Genomic DNA, 15,486 nt, shown 5'->3' on the forward strand with positions numbered 1-15,486 from the left:
AATCGTTTTCATAAAGATGCTAGAGGCAATGAAAAATAGAACATTGCCCCCCTGAAAAATTATCACTCAACACCTAATTGCTTTTTCACTTCTTTATATACACTCATATATGCTGTTAACTCTTTTAAAAGATCATGAATTAACGGTTTTGCATCCTCACTAAGTTCACCATCTTGTACGTATAAACCGTCCAATATAACTTGTTTTGGAATTGCATTCGCATACACGCCTCGTGCGACAATACGCATGCTATTAAGCGCGTTTATTCCACCTTTTCCACCGCCCGCAACTGCCAATAGAGCAACTGGTTTATGAACAAATTCACTGCTGCTTAAAAAATCTAGTGCGTTTTTTAGCGCGCCACTCATCGCATTATGATATTCAGGTGTGCAAAGAACGACACCATCAGCTTCTTTCACTAATGTTTTTAATTTGGTTACTGCCTTTAATTCTCGTTGTGATTCTTCTCCATTATATAAAGGCAATTCCTCTACTGCTAGATCATATAATTCCCCTTCAAATTGCTCTGCAATATATTTTGCAATAACACGTGTTCTACCAAATTTACGTGGCGTTCCGTTAATTACGACTAATTTCATGTTTTTTCTCTCCTTTATTTTAACTTCTATCTCTATACTATCAGAAAATTCCATACAAAAAACAGTAAAAAGAGGGAAAAATTTCGAGAAAATAGTATGAGAAATAAAAAAGAACTCATACTTTCGTATGAGTTCCTAATCTATCAATTAATCATTTTTTACAACAGCATGTCCACCAAACTGATTCCGAAGCGCTGAAACAACTTTACCATGGAATGTATCATCTTCTTGAGAACGGTAACGCATAAACAATGACATTGCAATAACCGGAGCAGCTGCTTGTAATTCAAGCGCAGTTTCCACTGTCCACTTTCCTTCTCCAGAAGAATTCATTACGCCTTTAATTCCATCTAATTTTGGATCATCAGCAAATGCTTTTTCAGTTAAGTCCATTAACCACCCGCGTATAACCGATCCGTTTGCCCATACCTTTGCCACGTCTTCATAATTATAATTAAAATCGCTTTTATCTAATACTTCAAATCCTTCAGCAATTGCTTGCATCATTCCGTATTCAATCCCGTTATGAACCATTTTTAGGAAATGTCCACTTCCAACGCGTCCTGCATAAGAATAACCGTTTTCTACTGATAAATCTTTAAATAACGGCTCTAAACGATTAAAAATTTCTTTTTCTCCGCCAATCATTAAGCAAGCACCATAGCGTGCCCCTTCTACACCACCTGATGTACCGATATCTACATAATGAAGTCCAAAGCTTTTTGCTTCTTCAGCACGGCGTAATGTATCTTTATAGAAGGAGTTCCCACCTTCAATTACGATATCTTCTTTATCTAATAATGGATATACATCTTTTAGCACTGAATCAACAATTTCTCCAGCTGGTACCATAACCCAAATCGTACGTGGAGCTTCAAGTTCTGCTACCATTTCTTTTAATGTATTACGAGCATTGATGCCAGCTTGTCCTGCTTTTTCAACAAGCTCTTTATTTACATCATATACAACAACTTCATGCCCATCTTCGTGTAAATGTTCAGCTAATGGAAAACCCATTTTTCCTAATCCAATTAATCCTAGTTTCATATAAATCAAACTCCTATTCTATACAATGAGATTTAATAATGATATAAGTCCTAGAGCAACAACAGATAAAATTGTTTCCATTGCTGTCCATGTTAATAACGTTTCCTTCACAGTCATTCCAAAGTATTCTTTAATCATCCAAAATCCAGAATCATTCACGTGTGATAAAATGAGTGATCCTGCTCCTGTTGCAAGTGCTAACAATTCAACATTTACCCCCGGGATGCTCGCTGCAATCGGCGCTACAATACCTGCAGCCGTCATCATCGAAACCGTTGCAGAACCAGTTGCAATTCGAATAAGCGCCGCGATGCCCCAGCCTAATAATATCGGGGAAATTTCTGATTCTTTGGCCATTTCCGCAATCGTTGTACCGATTCCTGAATCTAATAGCACTTTATTGAATGCCCCGCCCGCACCGATAACTAAAAGTATATTCGCAATCGGGCCTAAACAATCATTTGTAAATTGTAGCACCTTATCTTTTGAAAAACCTTTTGCATAACCGAGACTAAAGAATGAATAAATCGTCGCAATTAATAACGCAACTACAGGATCTCCAATAAAATGTAACACCTGTGCAAGTTGACTCGATTTTTCTAATGCAATCTCTGCTACTGATGCTCCAAGCATGAGCAATACAGGAAGTAAAATTGTAAATAATGTATTACCGAATCCAGGGAGCTCTTTCTTCGTATCTCGTTCAAGGAGCTGTTCAGCTACATCTACTGGCACCTTTTTATGTATACGAGCACCAATCCATTTCCCATAAATCGGGCCTGAAATAATTGCTGTTGGAAGTCCGACAATTAATGCATATAAAATTGTTTTTCCTACATCAGCTTTAAAGATGCCAACTGCTGCCATTGCTGCTGGATGTGGAGGAACTAATCCGTGTACAACAGAAAGTCCTGCTACAAGTGGAATACCAATTGTAATAAGAGAAACCCCTGTTTCTAGTGCAATTGTAAACACAAGTGGAATTAATAATACAAACCCCACTTGGAAAAAGACCGGGATCCCTACTAAAAATGCTACAAACATCATTGCCCAGTGAACACGTTTCGTCCCAAAACGCTCTATTAATGTATTTGCGATTCTTTCAGCACCGCCAGACTCTGCCATCATTTTCCCAAGCATTGTTCCTAGCGCTAAAACAATTGCTAAAAATCCTAACGTATTACCAAGACCTAGTTTAATAGAATCGATAATTCCTGGATCTTTTGGTGAAGTAGCAATCAATGGCATCCCCATTGCTAGCCCAACTCCGATTGCTGTTAAAATTAAAGCGACAAATGGATGCCATTTTACTACTGTAATAAGCAAAAGTAGTATGACAACAGCCGCTAGTACGATTCCAACTTCCATTTCTCCCAATCCCCCTATTGTTTACGTTGGAAAGCAGCTATACAATCGAATTCTTCTTTCAAACGATCGTAAAGTCGTTCATACATGTAAAACATTTCTAAATATAAAGCCGTATTTTCTTTATTCGGTACATGATGATGGACAATTTCAATCCACTCTTTCACTTCTTCAAGTGAATCAATTTTCCCTATTGCATATAAAGCAAGTGCTGCAGCCCCAAGTGCAGATGCTTCATGACTTTCTGGAACGAGCAATTCTTTCCCCATCATATCGGATAACATTTGTCTCCAAAACGCTGACTTGGCAAATCCGCCTGAAACACGAATTTCAGAAAGAGGCCCCGTCTGATCTCGAATCGCGAGTGCTACGGAATACACACTCATACAAACCCCTTCCATTACAGCACGAATAAAATGTTCTCGTTTATGCTGAAGGTTGATACCAAAGAATGTGCCGCGAGCATTGGCGTTCCAATATGGAGCTCGTTCTCCAGATAAGAATGGTAAAAATAACAAACCGGATGCTCCAGCTGGTACACGTTCCGCATACTGAATTAATAAATCATACGGATCAATTCCCAGTTTTTTCGCTACCTCTTGTTCTGGGCTACCAAATTCATCACGTAACCATCTTAGTAGGATTCCACCATTATTTGTCGGACCACCAACTACCCAATGATCTTCTGTCAGTGCGTAACAAAACGTTCTACCTTTTTCATCAGTATTAATGTTCGATGAAATTGTTCGAACAGCGCCACTTGTTCCAATCGTAATCGCAGCCTCACCAGGTGATACTGCGCCAACACCGACATTTGCAAGAACTCCATCACTTGCTCCAATTACAACTGGAGTCTGTTCATCAACCCCCATTTTCTGAGCTAATTCCGGCTTCATTCCTGATAAAATATACGTAGTTGGTACAGGCACTGATAACTGTTCAGACGAAATATCTAACATTTCTAATACATCTACATCCCAGTTTAATGTTTCTAAATTAAATAACCCTGTAGCTGATGCAATTGAATAGTCAACAACATAGCTTGAAAATAATTGATAGATTACATACTCTTTAATCGAAATGAACTTATGAGTACTTGCATATAATTCTGGTTCTTCTTCTTTCATCCACAATAATTTAGATAATGGTGACATCGGATGAATCGGTGTACCTGTGCGGCGATAAATTTCATGCCCATTCATATGTTGTAGTAGGTTCTCTGATTGCTTCGTACTTCTGTTATCCGCCCAAATAATAGATCTTGTTAGCGGAGAACCTTTTTTATCTACCGCAATTAATGCATGCATCGCAGTACTAATACCGATTGAAGAAATATCTTCCGGTAATACGTTACCCTCTTTAATGGCAACGCTTACAGATTTATATACAGCAGAACATATTACATCAGGATCTTGCTCAGCCCATCCTACATTTGGTTGAATGATTGGATAATCAATTGCATGCGAAGCAACTACTTTTCCTCTCTCTGTAAACACAACCGCTTTTGTACTTGTGGTACCGATATCAATCCCGATTACTCTCCCCCTTGTTTCCATACTGAATCTTCCCTTCATTTCTAGCAAAATCAAATCTAGTAAACCGTTTACATGAATTAGTATATAAAAATTTTTTTCTTAAATCAAGTTTTAAAAAGAAAATTTTTTTCAATATTATCCTCCTCTTCCCTAAATCCTTAGATTTTGAATACAAATACAAACAACAAATTTGATCATTATTCCATTTAGAATAGATTTTTAAATTTAAAATCAAGTCAGCTTTCTGTTACTAACTCTTGTTATTCCAATAATAGTAAATTATAATTATAGTGTGTATAGTGTGTATAGTGTGTATGTTACACTATAACAATTTATAATAATGAGGTTGTTTAATGAAAATTATTTTAAGCAGTATATCAGATCAGCCTTTATACCAGCAGATAAAAGATCAGATCAAAACTTCCATTTTCAACAATGAGTTAAAAGAGGGTGAACAACTGCCCTCAATTCGCTCGTTAGCGAATGATTTACATGTAAGTGTCCTAACCACAAAAAGAGTCTATGCAGAACTAGAAGCAGAAGGTTTTATTGTAACTAGAGTTGGCAAAGGATCCTATGTAGCACCTGCAAACTTAGAACTGTTACTAGAATCTAAACGCCACATGGTGGAAGTCAAACTAGTCGAAGTTTGTCAAATGGCTCGAAATTTAGGAATTCATACAGATGATCTTCATTCTATGCTGGATTTAATTTTAGAGGAGGAGAAAGAAAAATGAGCGCTGTATTAGAAGTCAATAATTTAAGTAAAGCTTACGACAGTTTTTCATTAGAAAATGTGACTTTTTCACTAAACAAAGATTGTATTACTGGTTTTGTTGGCACTAACGGTTCTGGAAAAACTACTACAATCAAATCAATCCTAGGTCTTGTTTTAAAAGATTCTGGAACAATTCACTTTTTAGGAAACGATATGAGCAAAAATGAAAGAAAATCAAAAAACAAAATCGGTATCGTGTTAGATGAAGGATACTTCTATGAAGAGTTAACGTTGAAAGAAATGAAGAACGTGATTGCCCCAAGCTATACTGAATGGGATGAAGCCACTTTTTTATCGTACATAGAACGGTTCCATTTAAAGTTAAATCAAAAAATTGCTACCTTATCAAAAGGCATGCGGATGAAATATGCAGTCGCATTGGCACTCTCCCACCACGCAGATTTATTGATTATGGACGAACCAACAAGCGGTCTAGATCCATTGGTACGAAGTGAATTGATGAATATTCTCCTCGATTTTATGAAAGAGCCTGGAAAAAGTGTCTTTTTTTCCACACATATCACCTCGGATTTAGATAAAGTTGCTGACATGATAATCTTAATTAATGATGGTAGAATCTTAGTGAATGAAGAAAAAGATCATTTACTGGATACGCACGCACTAGTAAAAGGAGACAATCAATTTATTAATGAACAAACGCAAAAACTCTTTTTAAGTTTGCATCAATCAAAATATGGATTTGAAGGGATTACGCATCAAAAAGAGGCTGTACGTCGCCTCATACCTGGCGCGCTAATGGAAAGACCAACGATAGAGGACATTATGCTCACTTATATCGGAGGTGGTAACAATGCTAATTAACCTTGTAAAAAAAGATTTGATGCTAGTCAAAAAATCTTTTTTCGTTTTACTTATTTTTGCTGCAATCGCTCCTATTTATCTTTCTTCGCAATTAAAATTTAACGACGGCGGTCTTGTCAGCTTTCTCTTAACGGTGATTTTAGTAGAATATATTTTATTTGGTACAATATCTAGATCCGAAGATACATATAAAGGAGCGGCTTATCTTTGTGCGACTCCATATACACGAAATACATTTGTAAAAGCAAAATACCTCTTTATTTTTGTGATTTTCATTTGTATCGCCATCATCCGTATTCTAACATCTATTATCATTCCATCAGGCATAGAAAAATTAAGCCTTCATGCCCTGGGAATAACTTTTTTAATTCTAAGCATACTATTTGGAACCCTAATCCCTGTTCAATTCAAATTTGGCTATGACAAAACAAAACTTATTTCGTTTTTTATTATCTTTTTTATATCTTTTACCTTTCCTACTCTTGTAAGGGGAATCCAATCGAATCCTATTAGCTTTTCAATACCATTCCCACAAATGATTCAAGCATGGATTCCTTGTTTCATTTCGTTAGTTATTGGTTTTGTTTCAATGGTTATATCTCTAAAGATATATAGAAAAAAAGATTTATAATTAAGATAACACTAGGAAAATTTACTTAACGTTGTAAATTTTCCTAGTGCTATCCTCTCAACTACTCGCTTTCATTTAATTTCCATAAAACACCTTAAGAATAAATTCTCTATCAGGAACTTGCAATTTTTTATACGATGTTAAAAATTGAGAGTTATCATAGACGTCTTCTTTCAAATTAACTTCAATAGAATTAGATTCAATATTTACTATTGCATATGGTGCAGCTGATTTATTGTTACATCCTAACGATCCAGGATTCAAATAAATTGTTTTATCATCTTTAAAGTAATACACGCCCAAAACAAATGAGATCCTCTTTCCGAGTATGAAATAATGTTTCTAAATTGTTTAAACTCGGATCAACAAAAATAAAAACGGTGCATAGCTACACCGCTTTTAAATTCGCTTCATTGAAATTGTTTCACGTATACTTTGTAAGTTTTGCAACGTTTCTTCTTGTCGTTGTAATGACAATCCTACATATAAAGTATCTAATAAACTGAGCTGTGCTAATCGTGATGAGCTTGCTTCTGTACGAAATTCCGTTTCACGCGTTGAAGTATATAACGTTATATCAGCAAGCTGGCTTAATGCCGATTTTTGATAACTTGTAATTGCAATTATGCGTGCTCCTCTTGATTTTGCTACTTCTAATGCTTCAAGCAATCCTTTATTGCTCCCAGAATGAGAAATTGCAATCACGACCGCTTCTTTTGTAAGCAAACCAGCTCCCATAATTTGAAAATGTGAATCGACATGCGCAATACACGAAATGCCCGTTCTCATAAATTTATGATACGCATCCATCGCAATAATACCCGAGCCACCATTTCCATAAAACTCAATGCGTTCAGCTGTTTTCAATACATTTATTGCTTCTTCTAATCCTGCACCATTTAATAAATGTAATGTATCTTGTAACCCTGTAATATGCGAATGAAAAACTTTTTTAGCAACGGTTACCAGATCATCTTCTGCAGACACTTCTTCGTGAATATTTTGCATCGGTGTGTGTACAATTTCACGAGCTAATGTAATTTTCAAATCTTGAAAACCTTGAAAGCCGAGGTGCTTACATAAGCGAAAAATAGTTGCTTCTGAACTGCTAGTAACTTCAGCTAGTTCCGTAATTGATTTATGTACAACATCTTGCGGATGTTTAATAATATGTTCAGCAATACTTCGAAGCTTCGGCGATAAACCATTTAATGAAGCCTGAATCTTTCCTATACCAATTTTCGTACCAGGCATGATGTATCTTCTCCTTCCATAGTAGCTTTATTGTACCTAATTATTGAAAGAAGAAAAACCTTTATTGGGTATTGTTATGTATTTTTCTATACAACACCATGTTTCACAGCATACAGCGCAGCTTGCGTTCGATCATCTACTTCTAATTTAGCAAGTACGTTTGAAACATGTGTTTTCACCGTCTGTTCCGTAATATGGAGTTCTGCTGCTATTTCTTTATTGCTTCTTCCTTTCGCAATTTCACGAAGTACTTCTTTTTCCCTTTTTGTCAGCATAGATAAACTATCTTGCTTTTCCTCTTTGGCTATTGACCGTCCTAACAAGGCAGGAGTGACTTTTGGATGAAGATTTGCATTCCCTTGATATACAGCGATAATGGAAGCAACAAGTTGATCTGGCTGTACTTCTTTTAGTTGATAGCCATCCGCGCCAGCTTCTAGTGCTGGCAGAACGTAATCTTGCTCTGAAAAACTACTTAACATAAGGATTTTAATTGTGTCGTCATATTGTTTTAATCGTTTTGTTGCTTCAATCCCATCCATTTTCGGCATTGATAAATCCATTAATACTACATCTGGTCTTTCTTTTCGAACAAACTCTAACGCCTCTTCCCCATTCTCTGCTTCCCCTATAATTTCAAATTCCTCTTTCGTTTTTAAGAAGAAAACGAGCCCCTTCCGAACAATATGATGATCTTCTACAAGTAATAGTTTAATTTTCAATGAACTTCTTCCTTTCAAACCGGTAATTGAATCTCAATCTTTGTTCCCTGCCCCGGCTTCGTTCTTATTCGAAATGTTCCTTTCATCAGTTCAATTCGTTCTTTCATACTTTTTAAACCAAGTGCTGAATCTCTTACTTTTTCTTTCACAAACCCCACGCCATCATCTTTAATTTGAAAGTTCAACTTACTATTTTCCTTTTTTAAGCTAACAGACACTCTCTCACATGAAGCATGCTTTTTACAATTATGTAACGCTTCCTGGCTTACACGCCACAGCACTTCTTCTATTTCATCACCAATTGAAATAACCCCATCAATTTGAATTGCTACTTGAATACCTAATAACTTCCCGTAATTCTGTACTGCTTCTGCAAGCCCTTTCTCTAATCCTTCTGGCCGTAATTGCCAAATTAATAATGTCATCTCTTGCAGCGCTTCTTGCGATAATTCCCCTATGTAACTGAGCATCTCTTGCAGTTCTTTGTTCTTTGTCATATCAAGAGTCCCTCTAGCAGTTAACATAATTGAAAATAACAATTGTTTAACAGAATCATGCAAATCACGGGCGAGTCGATTTCTTTCTGCTATAACTACATATTTACGCTCTTTCTCAACTAGTCTAATTCGTTGTATTGTTGTTCCGATTTGGAATGCAATTGCTTCTAATAATGCTAGTTCTTCCTCTGAAAAATGCGTTTTATGAGGTGAAGCAACATTTAATAAACCGAACTTCTTTGCTCCAGCGCGAAGAGGAATCGTCGCATGATGTGTAATCTCTTCGGTCTCTCCCCAGTTATATTCAATGGCATCTTCAATTCGCTTACATTCAATGATATTTGTTGCCTTTTCTAAACGGCCATTCACAAATCGATTGATACACCAGCAATCCCCTTCACACATCGGCTTCTTTTCCTTCCATGTGAGCGCTGGTGGCAAATTCGTATCAACAAGCATCCGATGCGTTCCTTTCTCATCAATAAAAAAGATCCAGCCTGTTTGTAAATTCATAACTTGCAATAATGTATGTAATACTTTTTCTAACATTTCCTGTAAATTAGTTACCTCATTTAACAACTCTGCAATTTCTTTTAGTGCTTCTAGACGCCGCATTTCCTTTTCATCATAATTCATGTTCATCACCAATTACCATTATAACATTAAGAAATTTCAAAATACTATAAATAAAAAAGGAAGCTGAATATATCAGCTTCCTTACTCTATATCAATAACTTTTCGATTTGTGTTTTCCTCCTCTAGTTTAGGCAATGTAACAGTAAGAACACCGTCTTTAAATGCTCCCGCAATGTTTTCTTGATCCACATTATCTAATGTAAAACGACGAATGAATGACCCTGTAGAACGTTCTTTTCGAATAAATATGCCATTTTCATTTTGTTCTTCTACTTCATTATTTTGAGTAGCTTGAATTGTTAATACATCCTTTTCAAAATCGACTTGAATGTTTTCTTTTTGAAATCCTGATAAATCCGCTTGCACAACATATTTATCAGGTTTCTCTTGAACATCTACCTTGAAGCTGTTCATGTTCATTGGTTTAAAGAACGCATCTGTCATCACCTCAAATAAGGAAGGTCCAAATCGGGCAACACCATTTTGACGATTTGCTAATTTTGGAAATAAATTATGCATTTTCTATTCCTCCTTATAGATATGAATGAAAGATTAACTCTTTCTGTTTTTATTATATCGAATGGTCAAAAAAGGTCAAAGTATTTATTTGATGTTTTGATTATGTATTTTTTTCATTCTAAATACAATACGGTATGTGAAATTATTATTTCTAAATGATTAATATCTCATAAAAAAAACAAGGGAACTATCTACATACTGCAGAATACATAATTTGAAATCTGAAATTCTTATTACTTTTGGAGGTTACTATGGGATATATTGAAGATTTGCGCAAAATCGTTGGTCCACGACCACTTAATTTAGCAGGTGTTGCAGTTGCTGTTTTAAATGATCTAGGGCAAATTTTACTTCAGAAAAGACGAAGTGGTGTTTGGGGAGTACCTGGTGGATTTATTGAATTAGGTGAATCCACAGAAGATGCAGGAAGACGAGAAGTTCTCGAAGAAACAGGTATTGAGATTGGGAAACTTGACTTAGTAGGTGTTTTTTCTGGAAAAGAATTTTTTGTGAAATTATCGAATGGTGATGAATTTTATCCCATCACCATCGCTTATATGAGTAAAGAAATAAAGGGTGGAATTTTACAAGCTGATGGCACAGAATCTTTAGAAGTGAAATTTTTCAGCTTGAATCAATTACCAGAAAATATTAGTCCTTTCATAAAAAAAATAATTCAACAACAAGTTGTATCCATATAAAACATAGATACTTATGCAAGAAGAGACCTTTCATTTTGAAGGCCTCTTCTTACATATAACCAGTCGGGAACAGATATAACCTTCATTTTCCTATCTACCTTCACTGCACTTCTGCATGTAAACAAGACTTAAAGTGCCCAATTGCAAACTCATGTCCTTGCTCATTAAAAGAGGCCACTGCTTTTTCATGTACAACGATGTGAAATCCTTTATTATAAGCATCCACCGCTGTATGGAGAACACAAATATCCGTACATACGCCAACAAGATGGACTTCTTGTACGCCTCGTTCTCTTAGTTTCATTTCTAAGTCCGTTCCAGCAAAAGCACTATAACGTGTTTTGTCCATATAGTATACATTCTCATTATCTTGATATTTTTCATATACCATTTGTAGCTCTCCGTATAAATCTCTTCCTTTTGTTCCCGCTATATTATGTGGTGGAAATAATTGTGTCTCAGGATGATAAGAATCATTCTTTTCATGTTTATCAATGGCAAACACAACATAATCTCCGTTTTCAATATACTGCTTCGTAATCGCTACAAGATGCTGTTCAATATCTTGTCCTGGCTTTCCACACGTTAAAGCACCATCTTCTGCTACAAAATCATATGTATAATCAATATTTATAAGAGCACGTTTCATCACTCGGTCTCCTCCCTACTCGTTTCACGCTAAACAATAGAAAACGTGTTTTTACGACGCAATATATTGTATTCGACACATTCAAACAAAATCCCTACGAAATATTTATAGTATAGGTATATATATTGTCATTTTCATTTGATTTGGATATTTTGATTGTAATACATCGGTAATCTCAAAATCTGGCCCTTCTCTTCTTTCATAATTCGAGTTTAGTAACCATGTACTATAAATATACCTTCTCGTATTTTGAACTAAATCAACCGAGCCATTTACTTTGAATTCAGCATATTTACCTTCTGGAATTTCAAAATTAACAAATCCATTGTCTAGTTTTGTGACACTCCCCTTTACCTCTTCTCCAACAATGAACGAAAAGTTACCATCATCCTGAAAATTACATGAGATACCATATGACATATTAGGTGCAATTTTCTCAGGAATTCTTAAATAGTGTTCATTACTTCCAAAATCAAAATAAAATTTTGGAATTTCCTCAAAGTACTTTTCATTGTTTAGATTGGTTTTATATTCAAAACCGATAATATTCTTTTTACTTAATTGTAAAATATTAGGTTTATTCATAATCAAGTCTCCCTTCATCTCCTTTTTATAGTCCAAAAAGTTCATCTTAGCTTGTAAATGTAAAGCGATTTCTGACTTTCGATATTTAGCAGGAGTCATTCCAAAATAATTTACAAATGCACGTGAAAATGCCTCTTGGGAGTTATATTGAAAATCAATCGCAATTTCTAATATATTCTTTCTTGTTTCCCTTAATAAGATGGCAGCTTCAGATAGCCTCCTGTTTCTTATATATTCTTGTACAGAAAAACCGGTAATTGCTTGGAAAAGCCTTTGAAAATGAAACGGAGAAAAACAAGATTGCGAAGAAACTTCGACAATGTTAAATCTGTCCTGTAGATTGCTTTCAATAAATTCAATAGAGCCTTGTATTCTTTCGAAATAATCCATCTTCACACTCCCTCCTTGTAATCTATTTTATATTTTCATCAAAATATTTTTTGATAATTTGTGCTAATTCCTATTGTAACCTGTATTTATAAGATGAGAAACATATTATCATGTAGTATCAAATTCACATATAAAGTTGTATTCCATAGCATATCCTACAATGGAAAGACGAATAAAAACAAAAAAGGTACACCACTCTTTAACGTGATGTACCTTTTTCCCTCTAACATAGCGGAGTAGTATCATTTTACTGCGCGGGTTTATTTTCAAATTTAGCCTGTACAAAGTTAATAACTTTTCCTGCTGGATCATTATTTTCAAATTGAACTGCAGTTACCGTGTGTTGTCCTGTCTCTAACGTTTTTTGTTTTAACTCTACTGTTGTCTGCGTCATTCTAGTAACATGATGTTTATCCTCAAATATATTATCTACGAACACAAATGTTTCTTTATCATTTTGAAAATCGGCAAGTTCTAATTCAAGTTGCTGAATTAGAGCATCCTTCTTTACAAAGACAGTTGGTATCTTCCCATCTTCAGAGGTACCATTTGGCGTGATTACTTTTACTTTCCCCTCACCAATCGGCATTGCCCCATCAGGAAAAGGAGTTACACTCTCATCACTTGCATTTACAACTTGTTCTTCTTTTACTGGTTGAGTTTCTTTTTTTTCGTTTGGAACACCACACCCAACCAATAACAAAGCAGACAATCCAGCGATTATGAATTTCTTCAAAATTCATCCCCCCTGTAAATTTATTCTTTATTTATTATACAAAAATAATTATCTTTTCTAAATTCAGTTTTTTAAACTTTCGTGAACAAACATTCTGTCCACCATTACTGTACCATACTTTCTTTTTTAACATCATTAATTTTTTCAAGAAATAATTAGAAATTCCTTCCTATTCTCCATTTTGGCCCATTATCACTTAAAAATATTCAGCTAAAAAAATAAAAAAAGACATCGATACATCCAATGTCTTTTTTTACATAGCATCCTACAAAATAAACTTTGTAATATCTTCAACTTCTTTTCGAGCAAGTTTTTTCGGTTTATCTTTTGGATATCCTAGCGAAATTACCATATTGATTTGTTTCTCAGGCTCAATTTGTAAATATTGTCGCAGTTCATTTTGAGCTAATAAAACAGGCCCTGTCATTGGGCAAGTCCCAAGACCTCTTGCATGTGCTGCTAGCATTAAATTTTGTGCTGCTAAACAGCTACTCTTTATCCCCTCTTCTTCCCATACTGCATCTGGGACGAAGTCAATTGGATCAAATATCTTTTCACGAAACTTTGACTCATAAGGCGTTGCTAAACATACGATTAAGACCGGTGCATCAGAAAAAGCAGTTGCATATGGCCCAAACGAACGCGTAAGTAATTTGCCTGCTTTTTCTTCTCCTTTTTTCGTTGCTTCTTCAGCCAATTTATGTAAAGCATCCCATGTCATTTGTTCAATTTCTTTAATTTTATCTCGATTCATAATAACAATAAATTCCCACGTTTGCGAGTTCGTATCACTTGGTGCGTAACGAGCACAATCAATAATTTCTTCTATGTCACCAACAGATACTTCTTGTTCTATAAACTTCCGGATACTGCGTCGTCCGTGAATCACTTCTTTAAATGCTTCATAATTCATATACATAAAATCCCCTTTTACAACGTTTTCAAAAATTGTCCTACGCTTGATTATATCACGAAAAAAAGCTGGAGGAATACCAGCTTCATTTTCCTTATACATTCAGTTTATTACGTTAAAGGCAGCAATACTTTCTTCATAAGCTTCTTGTAACTTCCTTGTAACAAGTCCTCGTTCACCCTGACCAAATGGTTCATCTCCTATTTGAATGACAGGGAATATTTCAAGAGGCGTTGCTGTAAAGAAGCATTCATCTGCCTCGTATACTTCTTGTAATGAAAACTCTCGCTCTTCTACTTCAATATGTAGATCTTTTGCTAATGAAATGACATGATGACGAGTAATTCCATGTAAAATAAGATGATCTGCCGGGTGCGTAATCACTTTATTATTTTTTATAATAAAGAAATTTGAATGGCACCCTTCTGTTACAATTCCATCTCGAACTAATATTGCTTCTTGATACCCTTCTTCATTAATTTTATTCTTAATCATAATATTAGGAAGAAGGTTTAAAGATTTGATATGGCAAAACTTCCAGCGAATATCTTCTTCCACTGTTACTTTTATTCCCTTTTCCATTACAGATACCGGTCTCGGGAATGCAACGATGTTTGCAAAATAAGTTGCCTCTAGATTTGATTCATATACATGATTTCGCGGCTGCATACCTCTTGAAATTTGAATATACACATTCCCATCTTCTTGAAATTGATTTTTCTCAATTAATTGTTGAAGTTGCTCAATTAATTCTTCTTTTGTAAAAGGTGGAACAAGATGAATTTCTTTCATTGATTTAAAAAATCGCTCTAAATGTAAATCTAGCAAGTGAGGTTTCCCGTTGTATAAACGAAATACTTCATATATCCCATCTCCAAATTGTAGACCTCTCTCTTCTAATGCAACCATTGGCTGTTCTTCCTTCGTATTTACAATTCTCCCATTAAACAAAATCCAATCTTTATGAACACTTTTCACCGTTTTTCCACTCCTTTACTTTTTATCAATTTTATTTTACAACTTCTTCCTGTTTGATAGAAAGAATTTTCTGTTATTTGAGGGTAAAAAAACACATCACCCTTTAATAGTGATGTGTTTTTCTACTCT

General features: G+C 35.1%; 18 protein-coding genes. 4 read left to right on the top strand and 14 right to left on the bottom strand.

Going from position 1 to position 15,486, the window contains the following annotated elements:
- Nucleotides 1–62: 62 nt before the first annotated feature.
- The 4 genes from J4P91_RS10430 to gntK form a co-directional block, all read right to left on the bottom strand.
- Entirely contained in the window at nt 63–599 is a 537-nt protein-coding gene (locus tag J4P91_RS10430; protein ID WP_207994046.1) for an NADPH-dependent FMN reductase, read from the bottom strand.
- A 147-nt stretch (nt 600–746) separates the two neighbouring features.
- Entirely contained in the window at nt 747–1,646 is a 900-nt protein-coding gene (gene gnd / locus J4P91_RS10435; protein WP_207994048.1) for a phosphogluconate dehydrogenase (NAD(+)-dependent, decarboxylating), read from the bottom strand.
- A gap of 18 nt (nt 1,647–1,664) precedes the next feature.
- Complete coding sequence (locus J4P91_RS10440) at nt 1,665–3,014, bottom strand: GntP family permease (RefSeq protein WP_017149693.1); 1,350 nt, start codon at nt 3,012–3,014, stop codon at nt 1,665–1,667.
- A gap of 14 nt (nt 3,015–3,028) precedes the next feature.
- The gene (gntK, locus tag J4P91_RS10445; protein ID WP_017149694.1) at nt 3,029–4,567 is read right to left on the bottom strand and encodes a gluconokinase; all 1,539 of its coding nucleotides are present in this window, start codon (nt 4,565–4,567) and stop codon (nt 3,029–3,031) included.
- A 332-nt stretch (nt 4,568–4,899) separates the two neighbouring features.
- On the opposite strand from gntK, the gene J4P91_RS10450 reads away from it, so the two are divergent.
- Genes J4P91_RS10450 through J4P91_RS10460 form a run of 3 tightly spaced genes read left to right on the top strand, consistent with a single transcriptional unit; the run spans nt 4,900 to nt 6,777 of the window.
- Nucleotides 4,900–5,283, top strand: coding sequence for a GntR family transcriptional regulator (locus tag J4P91_RS10450; RefSeq protein WP_207994050.1), 384 nt, complete (start codon nt 4,900–4,902; stop codon nt 5,281–5,283).
- Nucleotides 5,280–6,146 (top strand): ABC transporter ATP-binding protein, encoded by an 867-nt coding sequence (locus J4P91_RS10455; protein WP_207994051.1) that lies wholly within the window; start codon nt 5,280–5,282, stop codon nt 6,144–6,146. Before J4P91_RS10450 ends, J4P91_RS10455 begins: the two co-directional genes overlap by 4 nt.
- Nucleotides 6,136–6,777, top strand: a complete 642-nt coding sequence (locus tag J4P91_RS10460; RefSeq protein WP_017149697.1) for an ABC-2 transporter permease — start codon at nt 6,136–6,138, stop codon at nt 6,775–6,777. The genes J4P91_RS10455 and J4P91_RS10460 overlap by 11 nt, the downstream gene beginning before the upstream one ends.
- Nucleotides 6,778–6,852: 75 nt before the next feature.
- Here the strand turns inward: J4P91_RS10460 and J4P91_RS10465 are convergent, their stop codons facing one another.
- The 5 genes from J4P91_RS10465 to J4P91_RS10485 all read right to left on the bottom strand — a co-directional run bounded on the left by J4P91_RS10465 (nt 6,853) and on the right by J4P91_RS10485 (nt 10,405).
- Nucleotides 6,853–7,080 (bottom strand): hypothetical protein, encoded by a 228-nt coding sequence (locus J4P91_RS10465; RefSeq protein WP_207994052.1) that lies wholly within the window; start codon nt 7,078–7,080, stop codon nt 6,853–6,855.
- A gap of 96 nt (nt 7,081–7,176) precedes the next feature.
- Nucleotides 7,177–8,031 carry a MurR/RpiR family transcriptional regulator gene (locus J4P91_RS10470; protein WP_207994053.1) on the bottom strand — a complete coding sequence of 285 codons (855 nt, stop codon included), beginning with the start codon at nt 8,029–8,031 and terminating at the stop codon, nt 7,177–7,179.
- A gap of 86 nt (nt 8,032–8,117) precedes the next feature.
- Nucleotides 8,118–8,753 carry a response regulator gene (locus J4P91_RS10475; RefSeq protein ID WP_243763795.1) on the bottom strand — a complete coding sequence of 212 codons (636 nt, stop codon included), beginning with the start codon at nt 8,751–8,753 and terminating at the stop codon, nt 8,118–8,120.
- 14 nt (nt 8,754–8,767) lie between these two features.
- Nucleotides 8,768–9,886: a GAF domain-containing sensor histidine kinase gene (locus tag J4P91_RS10480; protein WP_207994054.1), complete on the bottom strand. Its 1,119-nt coding sequence runs from the start codon at nt 9,884–9,886 to the stop codon at nt 8,768–8,770.
- 81 nt (nt 9,887–9,967) lie between these two features.
- Nucleotides 9,968–10,405, bottom strand: a complete 438-nt coding sequence (locus J4P91_RS10485; protein ID WP_207994055.1) for an Hsp20/alpha crystallin family protein — start codon at nt 10,403–10,405, stop codon at nt 9,968–9,970.
- Nucleotides 10,406–10,656: 251 nt separating this feature from the next.
- Here J4P91_RS10485 and J4P91_RS10490 point away from each other — a divergent pair, with 251 nt between their 5' ends.
- The gene (locus J4P91_RS10490) at nt 10,657–11,106 is read left to right on the top strand and encodes an NUDIX hydrolase (protein ID WP_207994056.1); all 450 of its coding nucleotides are present in this window, start codon (nt 10,657–10,659) and stop codon (nt 11,104–11,106) included.
- Nucleotides 11,107–11,206: 100 nt separating this feature from the next.
- Here J4P91_RS10490 and J4P91_RS10495 read toward each other — a convergent pair whose 3' ends face one another.
- The 5 genes from J4P91_RS10495 to dat all read right to left on the bottom strand — a co-directional run bounded on the left by J4P91_RS10495 (nt 11,207) and on the right by dat (nt 15,357).
- Nucleotides 11,207–11,755 (bottom strand): cysteine hydrolase family protein, encoded by a 549-nt coding sequence (locus J4P91_RS10495; protein WP_017149704.1) that lies wholly within the window; start codon nt 11,753–11,755, stop codon nt 11,207–11,209.
- Nucleotides 11,756–11,860: 105 nt separating this feature from the next.
- Nucleotides 11,861–12,730 (bottom strand): AraC family transcriptional regulator, encoded by an 870-nt coding sequence (locus tag J4P91_RS10500; RefSeq protein WP_207994057.1) that lies wholly within the window; start codon nt 12,728–12,730, stop codon nt 11,861–11,863.
- Nucleotides 12,731–12,977: 247 nt separating this feature from the next.
- A complete protein-coding gene (locus J4P91_RS10505; RefSeq protein ID WP_017149706.1) occupies nt 12,978–13,466 on the bottom strand; it encodes a hypothetical protein in 489 nt (162 codons plus the stop codon).
- A gap of 265 nt (nt 13,467–13,731) precedes the next feature.
- The gene (locus J4P91_RS10510) at nt 13,732–14,379 is read right to left on the bottom strand and encodes a nitroreductase family protein (RefSeq protein ID WP_207994058.1); all 648 of its coding nucleotides are present in this window, start codon (nt 14,377–14,379) and stop codon (nt 13,732–13,734) included.
- 102 nt (nt 14,380–14,481) lie between these two features.
- Nucleotides 14,482–15,357 carry a D-amino-acid transaminase gene (gene dat / locus J4P91_RS10515; protein ID WP_207994060.1) on the bottom strand — a complete coding sequence of 292 codons (876 nt, stop codon included), beginning with the start codon at nt 15,355–15,357 and terminating at the stop codon, nt 14,482–14,484.
- Between the last annotated feature and the right edge of the window lie 129 nt (nt 15,358–15,486).

This window comes from Bacillus sp. XF8 (genome assembly GCF_017498755.1).
Classification (GTDB): Bacteria; Bacillota; Bacilli; order Bacillales; family Bacillaceae_G; genus Bacillus_A; species Bacillus_A bingmayongensis.

Bases quoted from the DNA above. Each gene is read 5' to 3' on its own strand.
- J4P91_RS10450 (WP_207994050.1), top strand. From the start codon at position 4,900: ATGAAAATTATTTTAAGCAGTATATCAGATCAGCCTTTATACCAGCAG.
- J4P91_RS10490 (WP_207994056.1), top strand. From the start codon at position 10,657: ATGGGATATATTGAAGATTTGCGCAAAATCGTTGGTCCACGACCACTT.
- J4P91_RS10485 (WP_207994055.1), bottom strand. From the start codon at position 10,405: ATGCATAATTTATTTCCAAAATTAGCAAATCGTCAAAATGGTGTTGCC.
- gnd (WP_207994048.1), bottom strand. From the start codon at position 1,646: ATGAAACTAGGATTAATTGGATTAGGAAAAATGGGTTTTCCATTAGCT.
- J4P91_RS10470 (WP_207994053.1), bottom strand. From the start codon at position 8,031: ATGCCTGGTACGAAAATTGGTATAGGAAAGATTCAGGCTTCATTAAAT.
- gntK (WP_017149694.1), bottom strand. From the start codon at position 4,567: ATGGAAACAAGGGGGAGAGTAATCGGGATTGATATCGGTACCACAAGT.
- J4P91_RS10430 (WP_207994046.1), bottom strand. From the start codon at position 599: ATGAAATTAGTCGTAATTAACGGAACGCCACGTAAATTTGGTAGAACA.
- J4P91_RS10440 (WP_017149693.1), bottom strand. From the start codon at position 3,014: ATGGAAGTTGGAATCGTACTAGCGGCTGTTGTCATACTACTTTTGCTT.
- J4P91_RS10480 (WP_207994054.1), bottom strand. From the start codon at position 9,886: ATGAATTATGATGAAAAGGAAATGCGGCGTCTAGAAGCACTAAAAGAA.
- J4P91_RS10495 (WP_017149704.1), bottom strand. From the start codon at position 11,755: ATGAAACGTGCTCTTATAAATATTGATTATACATATGATTTTGTAGCA.
- J4P91_RS10455 (WP_207994051.1), top strand. From the start codon at position 5,280: ATGAGCGCTGTATTAGAAGTCAATAATTTAAGTAAAGCTTACGACAGT.
- J4P91_RS10460 (WP_017149697.1), top strand. From the start codon at position 6,136: ATGCTAATTAACCTTGTAAAAAAAGATTTGATGCTAGTCAAAAAATCT.
- J4P91_RS10500 (WP_207994057.1), bottom strand. From the start codon at position 12,730: ATGGATTATTTCGAAAGAATACAAGGCTCTATTGAATTTATTGAAAGC.
- J4P91_RS10510 (WP_207994058.1), bottom strand. From the start codon at position 14,379: ATGAATTATGAAGCATTTAAAGAAGTGATTCACGGACGACGCAGTATC.